Consider the following 16,330-nt stretch of genomic DNA (forward strand, 5'->3'; position numbering starts at 1 on the left):
TAAGTTAATTCTTAATATTTTTTCCGAGAATAATCAAACTTCTTTTTTCGCCGTCAAGTTCAGCGATATTTTTGAGATTCGCCCACAATTCAAAACCAAATTTCTCAAACAAAGTCAAACTCGGAAGATTATGAGCAAAGATAAATGCGAGAAGATTTTCGATTCCGAGATTTGGCGCTTCTTCGATGCAAGATTCCAGAATCTGCTTTCCGTAGCCTTTTCCACGGGATTTATCAGAGAGATAAATACTGATTTCAGCGGTTTTCTGATAAGCCGGTCTCCCGTAAAAATCCTGAAAGCTAACCCAGCCAATTGTATTTCTATGAAAATCTTCAATTATCCAAAGCGGACGAAATTCTGAATTATGCTGATGAAACCAATCGATTTTACTTTCCACAGAAACAGGTTCCAAATCAGCAGTAACCAAGCGTGATGCGACGGTAGAATTGTAAATTTCCACAATCTTCGGAAGGTCATCTAAAGTCGCATCACGAAAAGTCATATTTTTTTATTATAATTGATGAATGATGATTGATAAATGATTCAAAATATTCAATCAATAATCATTTATCGTTAATCATTTATTGAATTAAACGCTTGTTCCAAATCAGCAATCAAATCTTCTGCATCTTCGATTCCGACGCTTAGTCTAACCAAATCGTCTGTGATTCCAAGAACTGCTCTTTTATTTTCTGGAATCGATGCGTGCGTCATCATCGCAGGAAGATTCGCCAACGATTCTACTCCACCCAAAGATTCTGCCAAAGTGAAAACTTTTACATTTTCTAAGAATTTAATTGCGTCTTCTTTCTTCCCAGATTTGAACGTGAAAGAAACCATTCCGCCAAATTCCGTCATTTGTCTTGTCGCCAAATCGTATTGTGGATGAGATGATAATCCCGGATAATAAATCTTTTCTACCAAAGGATGATTCTCAAGATATTTAGCAATCTCGAAACCATTATCGGAATGTCTTTGCATTCTGAGCGCCAAAGTTTTGATTCCTCTCAAGACTAAATAAGAATCGTGAGGTCCCAAAATTCCACCACTTGCAAACTGGATGAAATGTAATTTCTCTCCTAATTCCGCATCTTTTGCAATCAAAGCACCGGCAATCACATCAGAATGTCCGCCCAAATATTTCGTTGCAGAATGCATTACAATATCAGCACCCAAATCCAATGGTTTCTGAATATAAGGTGTTGCAAATGTATTATCAACAGCAACCAAAATATCTTTACCTTTTACAGCATCAGCAACCATTTTGATATCCACCAATTTCATCAACGGATTGGTCGGAGTTTCAAGCCAAATCAATTTGGTTTTATCTGTAATCACGTTCTCCAATTCTTCAACATTATCAAAACCGATAAAAGTGAATTTCAGCTGATACTTCTCAAATAATCTTGTGAACATTCTGTAAGAACCGCCGTAAAGGTCGTCCACAGCAATCACTTCGTCACCAGGACTCAGCAATTTCAAAACACAATCAATCGCGGCCAAACCGGAACCGAAAGCCAAACCTCTCACTCCGTTTTCGATGCTCGCTAAAGAATCTTCCAAAGCTTGTCTTGTTGGGTTTGCTCCTCTGGAATATTCGTAACCGGAAAGCAATTGTCCCGGACTTTTTTGTGCGAATGTTGATGTTAAAAATACAGGAACATTGACTGCTCCAGTAGCAGGCTCGTGGTGTTGCCCACCGTGTATTACTTTTGTATTGAATTTCATAATATTTAATTTACCAATCTAAAAATCTAACAATGTAACAATTGAATTTATTGGTAAACTGTTACATTGGTATATGATTACATTAATTTTACATTTTAATAGCCGACTTCACAGCGAATTCTTCAGCAATTTCACTAAGCCATTGTGCTACATCTTCTTCACTAGTTGCTCTTTCGTAAGTATGTCCGATAGAAACTAAAATCTGGTGAAAAAACCGCTTCATTTCGTCAACAGGCATATCTTTTGTCCAAAGGTCGATTCTAAGCGCTTCCATAGCTTTGCTGTCCCAAACGGAAATCATCGCAGCTTTGGTTTCCTGTCTTTTGATGCCGCCATCTTCGGCTTTCCAGAACATTTTTTCCGGCACGTGGTTATCGTCCAGCTCTACATCTATAATTATTTTTGTCTTTTTCATTGATTTTATTTTAATATGCTTTTGAACACAAAGTCCAAAGATTTTTTTTTAAATTAATAATTGTTTCTAAGTTCACAAAGTTACTTCGACAAGCTCAGCATAAACTACAAACTTAACTAAGATTTATAATTCTCAAACTCACAAACTCTCTCATTCTCCAACTCTATTTCGGTCTATAATCTGATGCGTTGAAAATCTCAGTTGCATTCTTTTTCAAAAATACTTGTAGCTTTTCTTCCGGATGTGCTTTCAGATAATGTTTACAAATTTGCCAACCTGTCCAGATAGCAATTTGCGGAGAACTTTCTCTATCCACTTCTGTATAGAATTTTGAAAATGGTCCAGGCGTAATGAATCGCTCAGAAAGATTGGCATCTGCACTGAAGAGTAAATCATTCTCGACAAAATAATTCCAAATATTGGCCTCATTAGCAACTGCCCAATCGTATTGCGCTTTTGTATAATTCATTTTCAGATTATCCAGTACATTCGGTAAAAATGCATCTTGAAGAATCTGAACTTTTCCTTGGTAAACCATCTGATCCAAAAATTTTTGCTGATCAATTGGCGCCGGAACTAATCTTGCTGCAAAAAAAGCAGAGATTTTCGGAACCAGATTTTCCGGATTCATAGATTTTTGAAAATATAGATCGAGACCATTATAGTTTTTGTTTCCATCTCCCATAAAACCAGTAATATCAACAAATAACATATTCTCATCTTCTCTCAGAAAAATCGGGTCTGTAACATTTTGAGGGTCAATCACCGATGAATATAAATAAATATGAGGCGGAACGAATTTCGGAAAATAGTTTTTGATATGAGAAAACAAATCGACAAGTTCTTTATTTAGCTTAGTCTTATCAATCTTAGAAATCGCTTCTTTATAAATGCGAACTTCCATCGTATCTTTTCGGCGATCTCCATAATCGGCGTCCGGAACAGAACCTTGAAACCAAGGATATTTCTTTTTGAAATCTTCTAAACTTACCGAAGAATTATAGAATTCACCAGACAAATCTGTGACCTGTACTTTTTTAACAGGATTTTTGATTTCGATATTCCATTGGTTTTCATTTTCTTTTTTGCAGGAACTCAATCCAAAAACTAAAACCGCAGAAATCGTGATATATCGGAAAAACTTCATTATTTTTACATTAAGATTTTCGAAAAGCAAAAATACAATTTTAATAGATGAAGCTCCCAATATTTACAGAAAGATTGATGTTAAGAAAATTAACGGATGAAGATGTTGATAACATTTTCTTACTTGACAGTAATCCTGAAGTTATGAAATACGTTGGTGTTCCCCCTTTAACTCACAAAGAAGAATCCGTAAAAATGCTTGAGAATATCATCAATCAATATCAAAATAACGGAACCGGAAGATTGGCTGTTATTGAAAAGGAAAGTAATCAATTTATCGGGTGGTGTGGAATCAAATTTTTGACGGATGAAGTCAATGGATTCAAAAATATTTATGAGTTGGGCTATCGTTTTCTCCCTGAATTTTGGGGAAAAGGTTATGCTACGGAATCTGCTTTGGCTTCATTAGACCTTGGTTTCAATCAACTAAATGCTGATAAAATCTATGCTTATGCTGATGTAGGTAATGAATCTTCTAATCATATTCTTACAAAATTAGGTTTTGAAAACAAAGGAACTTTTCTTGATAAAGGCGATATTTGCAATTGGTTCGAATTAGAAAAAAATAATAGAAAATAAAAATAATGCAGACACAAAAAGTAATCGATCATATTGTCAACTGGTTAAAGGATTATGCAACCAAAGCAAACTCAAAAGGTTTTGTAGTAGGAGTTTCCGGAGGGATAGATTCCGCAGTTGTTTCAACCTTAGCAGCAAAAACAGGACTGCAGACTTTGGTTTTGGAAATGCCGATTCGTCAAAAAGCTGACCAAGTAGATAGAGCTCAAGACCATATTGATTTTCTTAAATCTAATTTTTCCAATGTTGAAGGTTTCCGTGTTGATCTCACGCCAACTTTCGAAAGTTTTGAAAAAACAACAGAAGGTTACAAAGACGATTCGCCCAATAAAAACCTTGCAGAAGCTAATACAAGATCCAGATTGAGGATGGTAACACTTTATTATTATGGGCAAATCAATGGACTTTTGGTAACCGGAACTGGAAACAAAGTAGAAGATTTCGGAGTTGGATTTTTTACAAAATATGGTGACGGAGGCGTAGACATCTCTCCTATCGCTGACCTTTACAAAACTCAGGTTTATGAGATCGCCAAAGAATTAGGAATCCTTGAAAGTATCCAAGTTGCTAAACCAACGGACGGACTTTGGGAAGTGGAAAGAACGGACGAAGACCAGATCGGTGCTACTTATCCCGAATTGGAATGGGCAATGGAACAGCAGGAAGCCGGAAAAACTGAAGCAGATTTCGAAGGCAGACAAAAAGAAGTGATGACTATCTATTTGAGATTTAACCGAGCAACTCAGCATAAGATGAATCCAATCCCGGTATGTGAGATTCCTTTGGAATTAAAATAAATGAAAAAACAAGACTTAAGATTCAACACATCAAATAAAACTTATTTATGAAAAATAAAATTCTACTTTCTGTTTTAAGCTTTTTTGTTTTCACATCCAGTTTTCATTCTCAGGAAACAAAAACCGAAGAAACAACGATTGGTACTCCAGTAACGGTTATTGATCGACTGAATATTCCTGGTCCGATAAACTTCATGGGTAATGAATTTTTACTGGCATTGAGCAAACAAAACTCTGCAACTTGGGCTCAGCAGCAGTACATTATGCGGGATGATGAACTCAGCAATTATAAGGAATTGATCAACATTTCTTACTTTGACAAAGAGATTGATATGGAAACAGCCATCAAACAAAAAGTAGATTTTGTGGAGAAGCGCAGAGATAAAACTCAGGACAAATATTCTTTTGTGAGTGTAACAGAGAGTCCAGACGGCAAAGAAATCATCGTAGATTATCTCACCACAACCACACCAAACGAAGGCGAACCTTTTGCGGAATACAACCTTGACAGATTCAAGAGTTTTGATACGGGTGAAAAAAAATCATTCGTTATTTTTTCTTATTCCAAAAGAATTGCTGGTGATCTAAAATACGCAGCAAGGTCCTTATCAAAAGAAAGAGGGAGAATAATGGAAGCTGCCATCAAAACCGCAATTCCACCCGTGACATACAAACCGACAGAAGTAGACAAGAAGAAATAATTATTTCCGATTTTAGATGTTAGAAGTTAGAAGTTAAATAATGAAGAACGACGAATTCTACATAAAACGCTGTATCGAATTAGCCGAAAAAGCTTTGGGACAAACTTATCCCAATCCTTTGGTTGGCTCGGTTATCGTCCATAATGACAAGATCATTGGTGAAGGTTTTCACAAAAAAGCGGGCGAACCACATGCGGAAATTAACGCAATCAATTCTGTAAAAGATAAGGACAAACATCTAATTCCAGAATCCACGATTTATGTTTCTTTAGAACCTTGTGCACATTTTGGAAGAACACCACCTTGTTCTTTGAAAATTGTAGAATTAGGCTTTAAAAAAGTGGTGATTGGCGCAATGGATAGCCACGATAAAGTGAACGGAAAAGGCAAAAAAATCATTACCGACGCAGGAATAGAAGTCGTTTCCGAAGTTTTTGAAGACGAATGCAGAGAACTCAACAAACGTTTTTTCACTTATCACGAGAAAAAGCGACCTTATATTGTCCTGAAATGGGCACAATCTGCAGATGGTTTCATGGACAAAAATTTCAAACCCATTCAAATCAGCAATTCTTTATCGAAGCAGTTCGTCCATCAAATGAGAAGTGAAGAGCATGCTATTTTGATTGGAAAAAACACAGCCTTTCATGACAATCCGAGCTTAACCGTGAGAGAAATCGAAGGTAAAAATCCAATAAGGATTTTAATTGATTTTAATCTGGAAGTTCCTATTGATTTTAAAATATACAATAATGAAGCTAAAACTATTATATTCAATTCAATCAAAGATTCAAAGGAAAACCATCTGAAATTTATTAAAATAGAAAAGGAAAATTCCATTGATCAAATCTTAGAAAAGTTGTATGAATTACAGATCCAGTCTGTGATTATAGAAGGCGGTAGATTTACATTACAGCAATTCATTGATGAAAACATTTGGGACGAAACTATTATTTTCAAAAACCCCAATCTCTATCTTGAAAACGGAACAGAAGCACCAAATTTTGATCTAATTCCTCAAAAAACAGAAAAATTGAGAGATACCGAGGTTTTGTTTTTCAAGAATCAAAGCCTTGATTAATATCAGAATCATAAAAATTAGTGACTGAGAAAAAATGCGTAAATTCGCACCTTTAATATGATTTTGATTACATGAAAAACCTGAGTCCGTCTATAAAAGGTTTATTATTCTCTCTGCTGGCAATGGGATTTGCTTTTGCTATTTACTTTTTGTTTTTGGCAAAACCAAACTACTATTTGGTGGATAACCCGACGCCTGAAACTTATTATTTCAAAATCAACAATGGAAATGAAAATATACTTTCTGCCGGACAATATCTGAAAGTTGACCTTAACAAAGGGAAGAACAGTATCCAAGTATTTGATCAGAACAAAAAAATGATCTATGATTCAGCTTTCACTGTAGAAAAGGTTAGAGGACTGATCAACATTACCCATAAGGACTATTACATCAACAACCAATATTATGGTTACGGACTCAACAAAGATTCTTTGATCGCATCGCAACCAGGCATCGAGATCGATAAAAAGCAATACTTGGGTGATGTAAAAAAAATGAACAAACTTTATTCTGAAGATTTCTATTATAATTTGGACGAAGAATATGATCGCATCATCAAAAATGTAGCGAAAACCGAAAGTCGATCCAAGATCTTCAGAAAACAAGATTTTATCAATTATTACAAAAATTATTATAAACTATAATTAATCAATTATCGTTTATCCTTTATCAACTATAAAATGGAACATAACAACGTAACACCATATAACTCAGAGTACAGCAAGAAAAGTCAGGTAGAAGACATGTTTGACAACATTGCACCAAAATATGACCTTCTGAACCATGTCCTGTCTATGAAAATAGATGTTCTTTGGAGAAACAAATTGGTGGATATGCTGAAAAAAGACAAACCAGAGCTGGTTTTAGATGTTGCTACAGGAACCGGTGATTTGGCGATAACGGTACAGAAAGGAACCAATGCAGATGTTGTGGGACTAGACCTTTCCCAGCAGATGTTGAACGTAGGCATTGAAAAAATAAGAAAGCAAAAGCTGGATGGAAAAATATCTATGCAAAAAGGAGATGCAGAACAACTTCCGTTCGAGGACAATAAATTTGATGGAGTAACCGTTGCATTTGGAGTAAGAAATTTTGAAAATCTGGAAAAAGGTTTATCAGAATTGAGAAGAGTTGTAAAAGAGAACAAAAGTATTTATATCTTAGAATTCTCAAAAGTAGAAGGATTTTTAGGCCCATTCTACATGTTCTATTTCAAGAACATTTTGCCTGCTATTGGGCGTTTGGTGTCCAAGGACAATAGAGCTTACACCTATCTTCCAGATTCTGTGAATGCTTTTCCTTTTGGCGAAAAAATGAAAACGATACTTCTGGATACAGGTTTCAGAAAAGTAGAATATACAAAATTAAGTCTGGGAATAGCTACCATTTATAAAGCTACCAAATAAGAATGAAGCAACGTTTATTGAATATCTTATCTTTTATCATCCTTTCTGGAAGCACTATCCATGCTCAGAATTACAACAATCTTTTCAGGACCAGAGACAGAACTCACAACAGAGAGGCCATGGATCTGGAAAAATTCAGTTATGGGTTTTATTTGGCAGGAAATAATTTTGATTATAAAATGAATCTGAATCCTGTATTGGGAATGGATGGCAATAAAAACCTTGTTGAATCCAAATCTACTTACAGCTTTGGGGCGGGATTGATCGGAAAGATGAGATTAAATGAATTTTTTGATCTAAGAATAGAGCCGGGGTTACATTTCGTACAAAGAGATCTGACTTTCAATACATTTGATAACAGCAATCAATATACAGGAGGAAGCAATTACAATCCACCTTTCACGCCTTTGGCAGAATTTACAGACACTGATTCTAAAAAGATCGTAAAATCCACATACTTGGATGTTCCTATCTTGTTGGAAATCCATGGAGACCGTTGGTATAATTCTCGCCCTTATGCAGCAGCGGGGATCAATTACCTAATGAACTTGCAGTCCAATGAGACATCAGAAAGTGATAATCAGCAAAATGTCTTCCGTACAACAACACATAATTTTGGATGGTCGGCAGAGATCGGGATTCAATTCTATTTTGAAAGGTTCAAACTGACACCAGCAATCCGAGGAACCTTCTTCACCAATAACGAGTTGGTAGCAGATAAAGCAACTACTCCACCTTACTGGTCACCTGCCATCTCCACATTACAATCGCGGGCGTTCATGTTCGTTTTGAAATTTGAATAAAATAAACAAAGCTTTCTTATGAAAGCTTTTTTTGCTTAAATATGATGATAAACAGAAGCAAAAACAATCAATTATAATCATTCCGAATCGCGCATCAAAAACTAACTCATTATAAATCAAATACAAAAAACATCAATTTCACAAAAGAAAAATATCGTGTTAATTCATCATTAATTTTTCCTATTTTTGTAAAAGTTAGAATTTGATTCTGGTGATGTTAAGCGAATTAGAAAACAACTTTTCTGTTTTAGAGAAAAAGATTCTCAATCTTTATAAAAAGTATAAGAATCTTTCGGAAAAATATGCAGAAATGTCTGACGAGCTACAAAAAGTGAAGGAAGAATATGCCGAGGAAAAACGCAGAAACCAGAAATTAGTAGAAGAAAACAAAGAATTAAAGCTCTATTCAGCAATATCGGGAAACGCAGAGCATAACAAGCTGATGAAAAATCACATCAATCGGTTGGTAAAAGAAATAGATATGTGCGTTTCTGAATTACAAAACAGTGGTTTATAAAAAATGGATTTCAGAAGAATAACAATCAATATTGCGGGAAGAAATTATCCATTGAATGTACCAGCTGCAGAAGAAGAGACCTTGCGTAAAGTAGGGAAACAGATAGAAAGTATGATCAAGGATTTCGAGGCAAGTTTCGATGTAAGGGACAAACAGGATGCTCTTGCAATGTGCGCTTTGAAACTGGGTACCAATGCGGAGGTGTATTCTTTAAACAATGAAAAAAATATTATAAATACAAATGAACGTGTTGCAAAAATCAACACGCTCTTGGAGCAATTGGAAAAATAATTCTATTACAAGCTGCCTACAATAGTTCTAACACAAAGAAGTAAACTCAACAATTAAAAATTACCGGACGAAAGTTCATTCGATGGCGTGCTGCCTTGCGCAGATTACAGAGAGTGAAAATCAGTTCAAATCGTGTTTTTATGGAGTTTACTCTATAACTGAACTGTTGTAGGTTTTTTTATTTTTCGTCAGAAGCTGGATGACGGAAGTTTATTAAAATTTGGAAAAGAAAGTCTTTGTAAGAAATGAAATCATCTTACCTCAGAGACATCTGACTTTCAGCAATTAAAGAGATAATTAAACTCAATATATATTAAATTTATGGACACAATCACTATTATCATCGGTGTCGTGGCAATTCTCATAGGAGCGGTCGGTGGGCTTTTATTCGGTAAAAGTTCCCTCAATTCAAAAGCTCAATTCATTATAGAAGATGCCAAAAAAAGTGCCGAGAACATTATAGAAAAAGCGACAGTTCAGGCGGAGGCTATAAAAAAGGAAAAACATCTGCAGGCCAAGGAAAAATTTCTGGAATTGAAATCGGAACACGATTCCAATATCAATCAGAGAGAAAAAAAAATGCAGGAAGCCGAAAAAAGGATAAAAGATAAAGAAAACAAGCTGAATGATGAGCTTAGTAAAGCAGGAAAGCTTGAAAAGGACCTTGAAAGACAGGTAAACGACTACAATAAAAAGTTGGAGGTCATTCAGAAAAAACAACATGACCTAGATGTTGCAACAGCTCAAAAAGTAGAGATGTTGGAAAAAATCTCCAATTATTCTGCTGAAGAAGCTAAGAACGAACTGGTAGAATCTTTGAAAGCTGAAGCTAAAACCAAAGCATCTGCACACGTTCAAAGCATCATGGAAGAGGCACAACTGAATGCTAAAAGTGAGGCAAGAAAAATCGTAATCCAAACCATCCAAAGAATTGGAACGGAGCAGGCGGTTGAGAATTCGGTTTCAGTATTTAATATTGAATCTGATGAGATCAAAGGTAGGATCATCGGTAGAGAAGGTAGAAACATTCGTGCTTTGGAGGCAGCAACCGGCGTAGAGATCATTGTGGATGATACTCCGGAAGCCATTCTTCTTTCTTGTTTCGATCCAGTGAGAAGAGAGATTGCAAGATTGTCTCTACACAGATTGGTGACGGATGGTAGAATTCACCCGGCGAGAATCGAGGAAGTGGTTGAAAAAACCAGAAAACATATCGAGGAAGAGATCATCGAGGTTGGTAAAAGAACCATTATCGATCTTGGAATCCACGGTCTTCACCCTGAGTTGGTAAAGGTTGTTGGTAGAATGAAATTCCGTTCTTCTTATGGACAAAATTTACTTCAGCACTCAAGAGAAGTTGCGAATATTGCAGCGACAATGGCAGCTGAGTTAGGATTGAATGTAAAGCTTGCAAAAAGAGCTGGTCTATTACACGATATCGGGAAAGTCCCTGAGCAGGAATCAGAATTGCCGCACGCACTTCTAGGTATGCAATGGGCTGAGAAATATGGTGAAAATGCAGAAGTAATCAATGCAATTGGAGCCCACCATGATGAAATAGAAATGACATCTCTTCTATCTCCGATCATCCAGGTTGCAGATGCTATCTCTGGTGCTAGACCAGGTGCAAGAAGACAAGTCTTAGAATCTTACATACAAAGATTGAAAGACCTGGAAGCTGCTGCTTTGAGTTTCGAAGGTGTTTCCAGCGCTTATGCGATTCAGGCAGGTAGAGAATTGAGAGTTATGGTAGAAAGCGGAAAAGTGAATGACGAAAATGCTTACCAATTGTCTTACGATATATCAGAAAAGATCCAGAATGAATTGACTTATCCTGGACAAGTAAGAGTAACTGTAATTAGAGAAACAAGAGCTGTTAATATTGCTAGATAACAGACTTTGAAATAAAAAAAGAAAGGCTTTCAGATTTGGAAGCCTTTCTTTTTTGAATTACCATTTTTCTTCTTCTATCTCCTCTTTTATTCTTTCATTAATATCAATTTTAGCATCAACAAAAGAAAAAATTGTCGTTCCATATTCCCTGGCAAATCTATTGGTAATAGAATCCGACATTTGTGATTTTTGGAAATAAAGAGCCGTTTCTTTCAATTCCTTATTTCTCTCAGAAGCATTCTTCACTCTGATCACGTGGTCATATTTGATATTCAAATCAAACCAGTTGATGTAATCAGCATTAAAAGAAACTGCCCTAATCCCTTGTTTTGAATAATAATTAATAGCTCCAGCCTGTCCATAATTATCACATAAGACCAAAGTATTTTTTTGACTTGGCATTTTTATATAAATACTATCTACTTTTTTTGCCAACTCTTTCCAGCCCAGCATATCAGCAAAATCCTGTGGTAATTGATGTTGTTTTCCATCTTCCCAGGTCAGCATTCCAAGCTTTCTGTATTTGTCAAAATGATTTTCAATATACTGAGGACTTTTGTTTGGAAAAGTAATATTGTACACAGGAATAAATGCGACAATGGTCCAAACAACCAATATAGGTTTAATAAACCCACCAACCTTGTTATCCAATAATTTTGAAATATAAACTGCTCCAAAAGCAAAATATATAGGATAAATGCCAATCGCATAATAATCTTTCGCTTTAAAAAACAAGAAAATCCCTATTGTAAAAAAGAAAGACCAAAACAATAATCGATACTTTTTAAATTCTTGATATCTTAATAAAGAAAACAATCCTAGAATTAAAAAAGGAAACGTTGCCGGGAAAAATAAAAATTGTGACCTTATAAAATCCCAACGATTGACATTCACCAATTGAGTGTCCGACAATTCTTCAAGATGATGAAAAACAGGAAAATCATTATTGTATTGCCAAATTAAGTTGGGAGTAATTAATATCAATGCTAATGCAAATCCAATATACAAATGATTATTGAGAAGCACTTTTCTCTCAGATGTCAAAAAAATTGCAGGAATCATTCCTAAAATCAGGAAAACAACATTGTACTTGTTCAAGAATCCAATTGCGAAAGTAATTGCAATGCAATAAATCCATTTAGACTTTTCGGTATTCAGATATTTTACAATAAAATAATACAGCGTTGTCCAACAAAGAACATCCAAAGAATTAGGTTGATATAAAATATTCAGTCTGAATAAAATTGAGAACGTAACACAACTTGCCCCAATTATCAGTGCAAAAAGATTTCCTCCAAGCTCTTCGATAGTTTTCCAAACGACATAAATTGTTAATGCCCCAAAAAGTGCCGGAAAAAACTTGATCCAAAAAACCGAATTCCCTAGTAGTTTTATAACGTACGAGATCCAGGAAGTAACCGGAGGGATAGACAAATATCCCCAAGCTAAATGATCTCCCTGATCCAGATGTAGGAATTCATCCCTTTGTAATTCATATTCTGGTCCAATTAAAAAATAATGCATGACGAATTTAACAATTATAAAACATAGTAAGATATAAGTTCTTTTCATTTAGTTTTCTTTCTTAAAAAGACAATACTGATGAACAATTTGTTACATTATCTGCATAGATTTTAAAATTTAAACTACTCTACAGCCACAGAATCATCTCCTCTCCCATCCGCAACAGCGTGGATATTTTGATTTTCATCAACAAGAATAATTTCCGTTTTTCCAATCTGTTTGATCTTTTCGAATTTATAATTCTTTTTCTCAAGAACTTTGATAGTCGTTTTCGGGAAGTCATATTCTACTTTCACAACTTCCGGTAACCATTGGTGATGAAACTTCGGTGTATTGATTGAGAAATTGGCGTTTTGCTTAAAATCGATCACGCCAACAATCGCCTGAAAAACCGAAGTAGGAATCGTTGTTCCTCCAGGAGTTCCAACCACAATTTTTACTTTCCCATCTTTTAGAACTATTGTCGGCGTCATAGACGATAGCATTCTCTTTCCGGGTTCTATTTTGTTAGCTTCTCCTCCAACAGCTCCAAACATATTCGGAACGCCTGGTTTTATTGAGAAATCGTCCATTTCGTTGTTCAGGAAAAATCCTGCTCCTGAGACAACGGTTTTGCTTCCGTAATAACCATTAAGTGTTGTCGTAATAGAAACTGCATTCCCAAACTTATCCAATATCGAGATATGTGTAGTTTCTGCACTTTCTTTCGGCTGATTGACTATTTTACCAACATCTTTACTTGGTGTCGCTAAATTTGAATTGTAAGATTTCCAACGGTTTTTTAAGTAATCATCAGAAATCAACATCTGGGTTTTATCTTCGGTAAAATCCGGGTCGCCCATATATTCTGCTCTGTCTGCATAAGCCCTTCTCTCAGCTTCTACCATGATCTGAACCGCTTCAACAGAATTTTGCTGATACTTTGACAGATCTTGATAAGAGGCCATTTTCAGCATCTGCGCAAGTAAAGTTCCACCACTGGAAGGCATTGGCATTGACACAATCTCGTTTCCTTTGTAATCAAAAGACAAGGCTTTTCTTTCTTTCGTTTTATAATTTTTAAGGTCTTTTGCCTGGATGATTCCATTTCCGAGTTTCATTTCGGCAAGAATTAATTCAGCCGTTTTTCCTTCATAAAATTCTTTTTCTCCAGACTTTTGGATTCGTTTTAATGTTTCCGCCAACTCCGGCTGGATCAACAAATCACCTGCTTTCCAGCCTTTTTCATTAATAAAAACAATTTTGTTCTTGTTATGTTTCCTAAAATCATCTTGATGACGATTCAGCAAATCAGCTTCTTGTTCTGTGATTGCAAAACCTTTTTGAGCTAAATCTATCGCAGGTTCTATCAATTTTGAAAAGGGCAATTTCGCATATTTCATTGTTTCAAACATTCCGGAGATACTTCCCGGAACGCCGACTGACAATCTCCCATATTGTGACAGATCTGTATTGGCATTTCCTTTTTCATCCCAATACATATCGAAACTTGCTTTAGACGGCGCCGTTTCACGATAGTCTAATGCTATTTTTTTTCCGTCAGAAGTTACCGCAACCAGAAATCCACCTCCTCCGATATTACCTGCCTGAGGATAAACAACCGCTAAAGCCAATTGTGTCGCAATAGACGCATCAAAGGCATTTCCGCCTTCTTTCATAATCCTGGCACCCGCTTCACTTGCCAAAGGATGTGCAGAAACCACAACACCTTTGTTCTTAACTTTGACTTCTTTGATAAGATCAAAGTCTGTATATTGTGCAGAAACCGTGATTGATAAAAGGAAACTTGCGTATAGTATTTTTTTCATATTCTTGATTTATTTTATTCTATAATTATATTAAGTCCGTCTAACAATCCGCTGAGATTGTCTTTGGAGAATTTGGTTTTTTTAAGTTGATTTTGATTGGGATCAATGGAAAAATTAATTGCATTCCGAAGATCCGAATAATCTAAGACCGTTCTGTCAAAAACAGCATTGCTCAAATTGGAATACGTAAAAACCGAATTCGAAAGATTAGTTTCCGTAAAATCGGCTTCATTCAAACTACAATTTTTAAAAATCGTTTTTCGAATGTCCAATTGGTAAAATGATGAATGATTCATCAGACAATCCTCAAATCTGAACGAAATATTGAATTGATGTGCATCATCAAAATTAATCCCAATCAGTTTGCAATTCTTGAAAACTACATCCCGGAAAGCGGTTTGGTTGATTTTGACATTACTGAGATCACAGTCTTTGAAATCACAATCGGAAAATCTGTAATCCGACAGATCTTGACCGGCAAAGTTACAATCTGTAAAAACACAATTTTCGTAATCTGCTTTGGGGACTCTAGCTGTATCGAGTTTTGTAAATTTTTGTTCAGAAAAATAGTCCATTAGTCAATAAAATAATTGTTTGAGGTTTCAAATCCTGGTTGCCGGATCTCTGCCTGTTCAAAAATAGAAAACTGAATCGTTTTGCAAAGGCTGTTTAGCGCAAGATCATTCTCTTCCTCATCAAACGGGTCCTGAATCTCCTGAATAACCGCATCCAAAGCAATAAATGTATAGCTGATAAACAAAACAATAATTGGCGTCATCCAGCCAATCGCATCAATCAAACCAAATGGTAACCAAAAACAATACAGATAAACCGTCCTGTGAAGCAAAACGCTGTAAGCAAAAGGCAATGGTGTATTTGCAATTCTTTCGCAACCGCCGACAATTTGCGACATTATATTCAGTTGGTTATCGATTGCTGATAGAACGATTGTGTCAATTTTCTGATTTTGATTCTGAGTGTTAATCCACTCTCCCATTATATTCAGTAAAATAACAGGTTTGAATTTTTTGTCTTTTATTTTCTTAAAATTCTCTTCAGAAAGTAGTTCTCTCAATTTTTCATCATCTTCTTTATCTCTCAATTGGAAATTAAGCGCCCAGCAAAATGCCGAAATCATTTTCACGAATTCCTGCTTTCTCGATTTTGAATCTGGCGAATTGTCATTGATCAAAGTCAGAACCTGACGTGTGAGCGACCTTGTTTCGATAACCAAAGCTCCCCAAAGTTTTCGCCCTTCCCAAAATCTATCATAGCTTGCCGAATTACAAAATCCCATAAAAATTGCCAAAGACAAACCCAGCAATGTGAAAATCGCAGGATTGAGATGTACTTTGAAATCGTAAATAAACCCTTTGAAATAAAGTACAATTACCGAAAACAAAGTAATAACTAACAATTGCGGAATAATCTTTCGCAGAACAGAACCTTTCCAAATGAAAAGCATCAAAAACCAATTGGTTCTTTGTCTAACAATCATAATAAAATCAAGTTGTGAAATGTTTTTTTGAACTTTCAAAAAACAGATAAATTTACTGAATGTTATGATCAAGCGAAAATCCTGAAGTTAAAAATTTAAAAAATGATTTCAGTACAATAAAAAAGCCCCGGTTTTTGACCGGG

18 protein-coding genes are annotated in these 16,330 nt (G+C 35.6%); 10 read left to right on the forward strand and 8 right to left on the reverse strand.

What is annotated here, in order from left to right; translation table 11 throughout:
* Nucleotides 1-4: 4 nt before the first annotated feature.
* The 4 genes from RTX21_RS00275 to RTX21_RS00290 all read right to left on the reverse strand — a co-directional run bounded on the left by RTX21_RS00275 (nucleotide 5) and on the right by RTX21_RS00290 (nucleotide 3,290).
* Nucleotides 5-502, reverse strand: coding sequence for an N-acetyltransferase family protein (locus RTX21_RS00275; RefSeq protein ID WP_312764531.1), 498 nt, complete (start codon nucleotides 500-502; stop codon nucleotides 5-7).
* Nucleotides 503-573: 71 nt separating this feature from the next.
* On the reverse strand, nucleotides 574-1,728 hold the full coding sequence (locus RTX21_RS00280; protein ID WP_312764533.1) for a cystathionine gamma-synthase: 1,155 nt from the start codon (nucleotides 1,726-1,728) through the stop codon (nucleotides 574-576).
* A gap of 88 nt (nucleotides 1,729-1,816) precedes the next feature.
* Nucleotides 1,817-2,143, reverse strand: coding sequence for a gliding motility protein GldC (gene gldC, locus RTX21_RS00285; RefSeq protein WP_312764535.1), 327 nt, complete (start codon nucleotides 2,141-2,143; stop codon nucleotides 1,817-1,819).
* Nucleotides 2,144-2,306: 163 nt separating this feature from the next.
* Nucleotides 2,307-3,290 carry a gliding motility protein GldB gene (locus tag RTX21_RS00290; RefSeq protein WP_312764537.1) on the reverse strand — a complete coding sequence of 328 codons (984 nt, stop codon included), beginning with the start codon at nucleotides 3,288-3,290 and terminating at the stop codon, nucleotides 2,307-2,309.
* A gap of 47 nt (nucleotides 3,291-3,337) precedes the next feature.
* Between RTX21_RS00290 and RTX21_RS00295 the strand changes: the two genes are divergently transcribed.
* From RTX21_RS00295 to rny, 10 genes are all read left to right on the forward strand, one after another.
* Complete coding sequence (locus RTX21_RS00295) at nucleotides 3,338-3,868, forward strand: GNAT family N-acetyltransferase (protein WP_312764539.1); 531 nt, start codon at nucleotides 3,338-3,340, stop codon at nucleotides 3,866-3,868.
* Nucleotides 3,869-3,873: 5 nt separating this feature from the next.
* On the forward strand, nucleotides 3,874-4,665 hold the full coding sequence (gene nadE, locus RTX21_RS00300; protein WP_312764540.1) for an NAD(+) synthase: 792 nt from the start codon (nucleotides 3,874-3,876) through the stop codon (nucleotides 4,663-4,665).
* Nucleotides 4,666-4,712: 47 nt separating this feature from the next.
* Complete coding sequence (locus RTX21_RS00305; RefSeq protein WP_312764541.1) at nucleotides 4,713-5,366, forward strand: hypothetical protein; 654 nt, start codon at nucleotides 4,713-4,715, stop codon at nucleotides 5,364-5,366.
* A 40-nt stretch (nucleotides 5,367-5,406) separates the two neighbouring features.
* The gene (ribD, locus tag RTX21_RS00310; RefSeq protein WP_312764542.1) at nucleotides 5,407-6,447 is read left to right on the forward strand and encodes a bifunctional diaminohydroxyphosphoribosylaminopyrimidine deaminase/5-amino-6-(5-phosphoribosylamino)uracil reductase RibD; all 1,041 of its coding nucleotides are present in this window, start codon (nucleotides 5,407-5,409) and stop codon (nucleotides 6,445-6,447) included.
* A gap of 71 nt (nucleotides 6,448-6,518) precedes the next feature.
* On the forward strand, nucleotides 6,519-7,091 hold the full coding sequence (locus RTX21_RS00315; protein ID WP_312764544.1) for a hypothetical protein: 573 nt from the start codon (nucleotides 6,519-6,521) through the stop codon (nucleotides 7,089-7,091).
* A 36-nt stretch (nucleotides 7,092-7,127) separates the two neighbouring features.
* Complete coding sequence (ubiE, locus tag RTX21_RS00320) at nucleotides 7,128-7,853, forward strand: bifunctional demethylmenaquinone methyltransferase/2-methoxy-6-polyprenyl-1,4-benzoquinol methylase UbiE (RefSeq protein ID WP_312764546.1); 726 nt, start codon at nucleotides 7,128-7,130, stop codon at nucleotides 7,851-7,853.
* Between the two features lie 119 nt (nucleotides 7,854-7,972).
* On the forward strand, nucleotides 7,973-8,656 hold the full coding sequence (locus RTX21_RS00325) for an outer membrane beta-barrel protein (protein ID WP_312765435.1): 684 nt from the start codon (nucleotides 7,973-7,975) through the stop codon (nucleotides 8,654-8,656).
* Between the two features lie 214 nt (nucleotides 8,657-8,870).
* Nucleotides 8,871-9,173 carry a hypothetical protein gene (locus RTX21_RS00330; RefSeq protein WP_312764547.1) on the forward strand — a complete coding sequence of 101 codons (303 nt, stop codon included), beginning with the start codon at nucleotides 8,871-8,873 and terminating at the stop codon, nucleotides 9,171-9,173.
* A gap of 3 nt (nucleotides 9,174-9,176) precedes the next feature.
* Nucleotides 9,177-9,464 carry a cell division protein ZapA gene (locus RTX21_RS00335; RefSeq protein ID WP_312764548.1) on the forward strand — a complete coding sequence of 96 codons (288 nt, stop codon included), beginning with the start codon at nucleotides 9,177-9,179 and terminating at the stop codon, nucleotides 9,462-9,464.
* 321 nt (nucleotides 9,465-9,785) lie between these two features.
* Nucleotides 9,786-11,357 (forward strand): ribonuclease Y, encoded by a 1,572-nt coding sequence (gene rny / locus RTX21_RS00340; RefSeq protein WP_312764549.1) that lies wholly within the window; start codon nucleotides 9,786-9,788, stop codon nucleotides 11,355-11,357.
* Between the two features lie 57 nt (nucleotides 11,358-11,414).
* Here rny and RTX21_RS00345 read toward each other — a convergent pair whose 3' ends face one another.
* The 4 genes from RTX21_RS00345 to RTX21_RS00360 all read right to left on the reverse strand — a co-directional run bounded on the left by RTX21_RS00345 (nucleotide 11,415) and on the right by RTX21_RS00360 (nucleotide 16,187).
* A complete protein-coding gene (locus RTX21_RS00345; protein WP_312764551.1) occupies nucleotides 11,415-12,929 on the reverse strand; it encodes a glycosyltransferase family 39 protein in 1,515 nt (504 codons plus the stop codon).
* Nucleotides 12,930-13,003: 74 nt separating this feature from the next.
* Nucleotides 13,004-14,689 carry a gamma-glutamyltransferase gene (gene ggt, locus RTX21_RS00350; RefSeq protein ID WP_312764552.1) on the reverse strand — a complete coding sequence of 562 codons (1,686 nt, stop codon included), beginning with the start codon at nucleotides 14,687-14,689 and terminating at the stop codon, nucleotides 13,004-13,006.
* A 14-nt stretch (nucleotides 14,690-14,703) separates the two neighbouring features.
* The gene (locus tag RTX21_RS00355; RefSeq protein WP_312764554.1) at nucleotides 14,704-15,264 is read right to left on the reverse strand and encodes a pentapeptide repeat-containing protein; all 561 of its coding nucleotides are present in this window, start codon (nucleotides 15,262-15,264) and stop codon (nucleotides 14,704-14,706) included.
* The gene (locus RTX21_RS00360; RefSeq protein ID WP_312764556.1) at nucleotides 15,264-16,187 is read right to left on the reverse strand and encodes a bestrophin family ion channel; all 924 of its coding nucleotides are present in this window, start codon (nucleotides 16,185-16,187) and stop codon (nucleotides 15,264-15,266) included. Before RTX21_RS00360 ends, RTX21_RS00355 begins: the two co-directional genes overlap by 1 nt.
* Between the last annotated feature and the right edge of the window lie 143 nt (nucleotides 16,188-16,330).

Source organism: Epilithonimonas sp. (genome assembly GCF_032054305.1).
Taxonomy (GTDB): Bacteria; Bacteroidota; Bacteroidia; order Flavobacteriales; family Weeksellaceae; genus Epilithonimonas.

Coding starts and splice junctions, on each gene's coding strand:
- RTX21_RS00275 (WP_312764531.1), bottom strand. CDS start 502: ATGACTTTTCGTGATGCGACTTTAGATGACCTTCCGAAGATTGTGGAA.
- RTX21_RS00280 (WP_312764533.1), bottom strand. CDS start 1,728: ATGAAATTCAATACAAAAGTAATACACGGTGGGCAACACCACGAGCCT.
- gldC (WP_312764535.1), bottom strand. CDS start 2,143: ATGAAAAAGACAAAAATAATTATAGATGTAGAGCTGGACGATAACCAC.
- RTX21_RS00290 (WP_312764537.1), bottom strand. CDS start 3,290: ATGAAGTTTTTCCGATATATCACGATTTCTGCGGTTTTAGTTTTTGGA.
- RTX21_RS00295 (WP_312764539.1), top strand. CDS start 3,338: ATGAAGCTCCCAATATTTACAGAAAGATTGATGTTAAGAAAATTAACG.
- nadE (WP_312764540.1), top strand. CDS start 3,874: ATGCAGACACAAAAAGTAATCGATCATATTGTCAACTGGTTAAAGGAT.
- RTX21_RS00305 (WP_312764541.1), top strand. CDS start 4,713: ATGAAAAATAAAATTCTACTTTCTGTTTTAAGCTTTTTTGTTTTCACA.
- ribD (WP_312764542.1), top strand. CDS start 5,407: ATGAAGAACGACGAATTCTACATAAAACGCTGTATCGAATTAGCCGAA.
- RTX21_RS00315 (WP_312764544.1), top strand. CDS start 6,519: ATGAAAAACCTGAGTCCGTCTATAAAAGGTTTATTATTCTCTCTGCTG.
- ubiE (WP_312764546.1), top strand. CDS start 7,128: ATGGAACATAACAACGTAACACCATATAACTCAGAGTACAGCAAGAAA.
- RTX21_RS00325 (WP_312765435.1), top strand. CDS start 7,973: ATGGATCTGGAAAAATTCAGTTATGGGTTTTATTTGGCAGGAAATAAT.
- RTX21_RS00330 (WP_312764547.1), top strand. CDS start 8,871: ATGTTAAGCGAATTAGAAAACAACTTTTCTGTTTTAGAGAAAAAGATT.
- RTX21_RS00335 (WP_312764548.1), top strand. CDS start 9,177: ATGGATTTCAGAAGAATAACAATCAATATTGCGGGAAGAAATTATCCA.
- rny (WP_312764549.1), top strand. CDS start 9,786: ATGGACACAATCACTATTATCATCGGTGTCGTGGCAATTCTCATAGGA.
- RTX21_RS00345 (WP_312764551.1), bottom strand. CDS start 12,929: ATGAAAAGAACTTATATCTTACTATGTTTTATAATTGTTAAATTCGTC.
- ggt (WP_312764552.1), bottom strand. CDS start 14,689: ATGAAAAAAATACTATACGCAAGTTTCCTTTTATCAATCACGGTTTCT.
- RTX21_RS00355 (WP_312764554.1), bottom strand. CDS start 15,264: ATGGACTATTTTTCTGAACAAAAATTTACAAAACTCGATACAGCTAGA.
- RTX21_RS00360 (WP_312764556.1), bottom strand. CDS start 16,187: ATGATTGTTAGACAAAGAACCAATTGGTTTTTGATGCTTTTCATTTGG.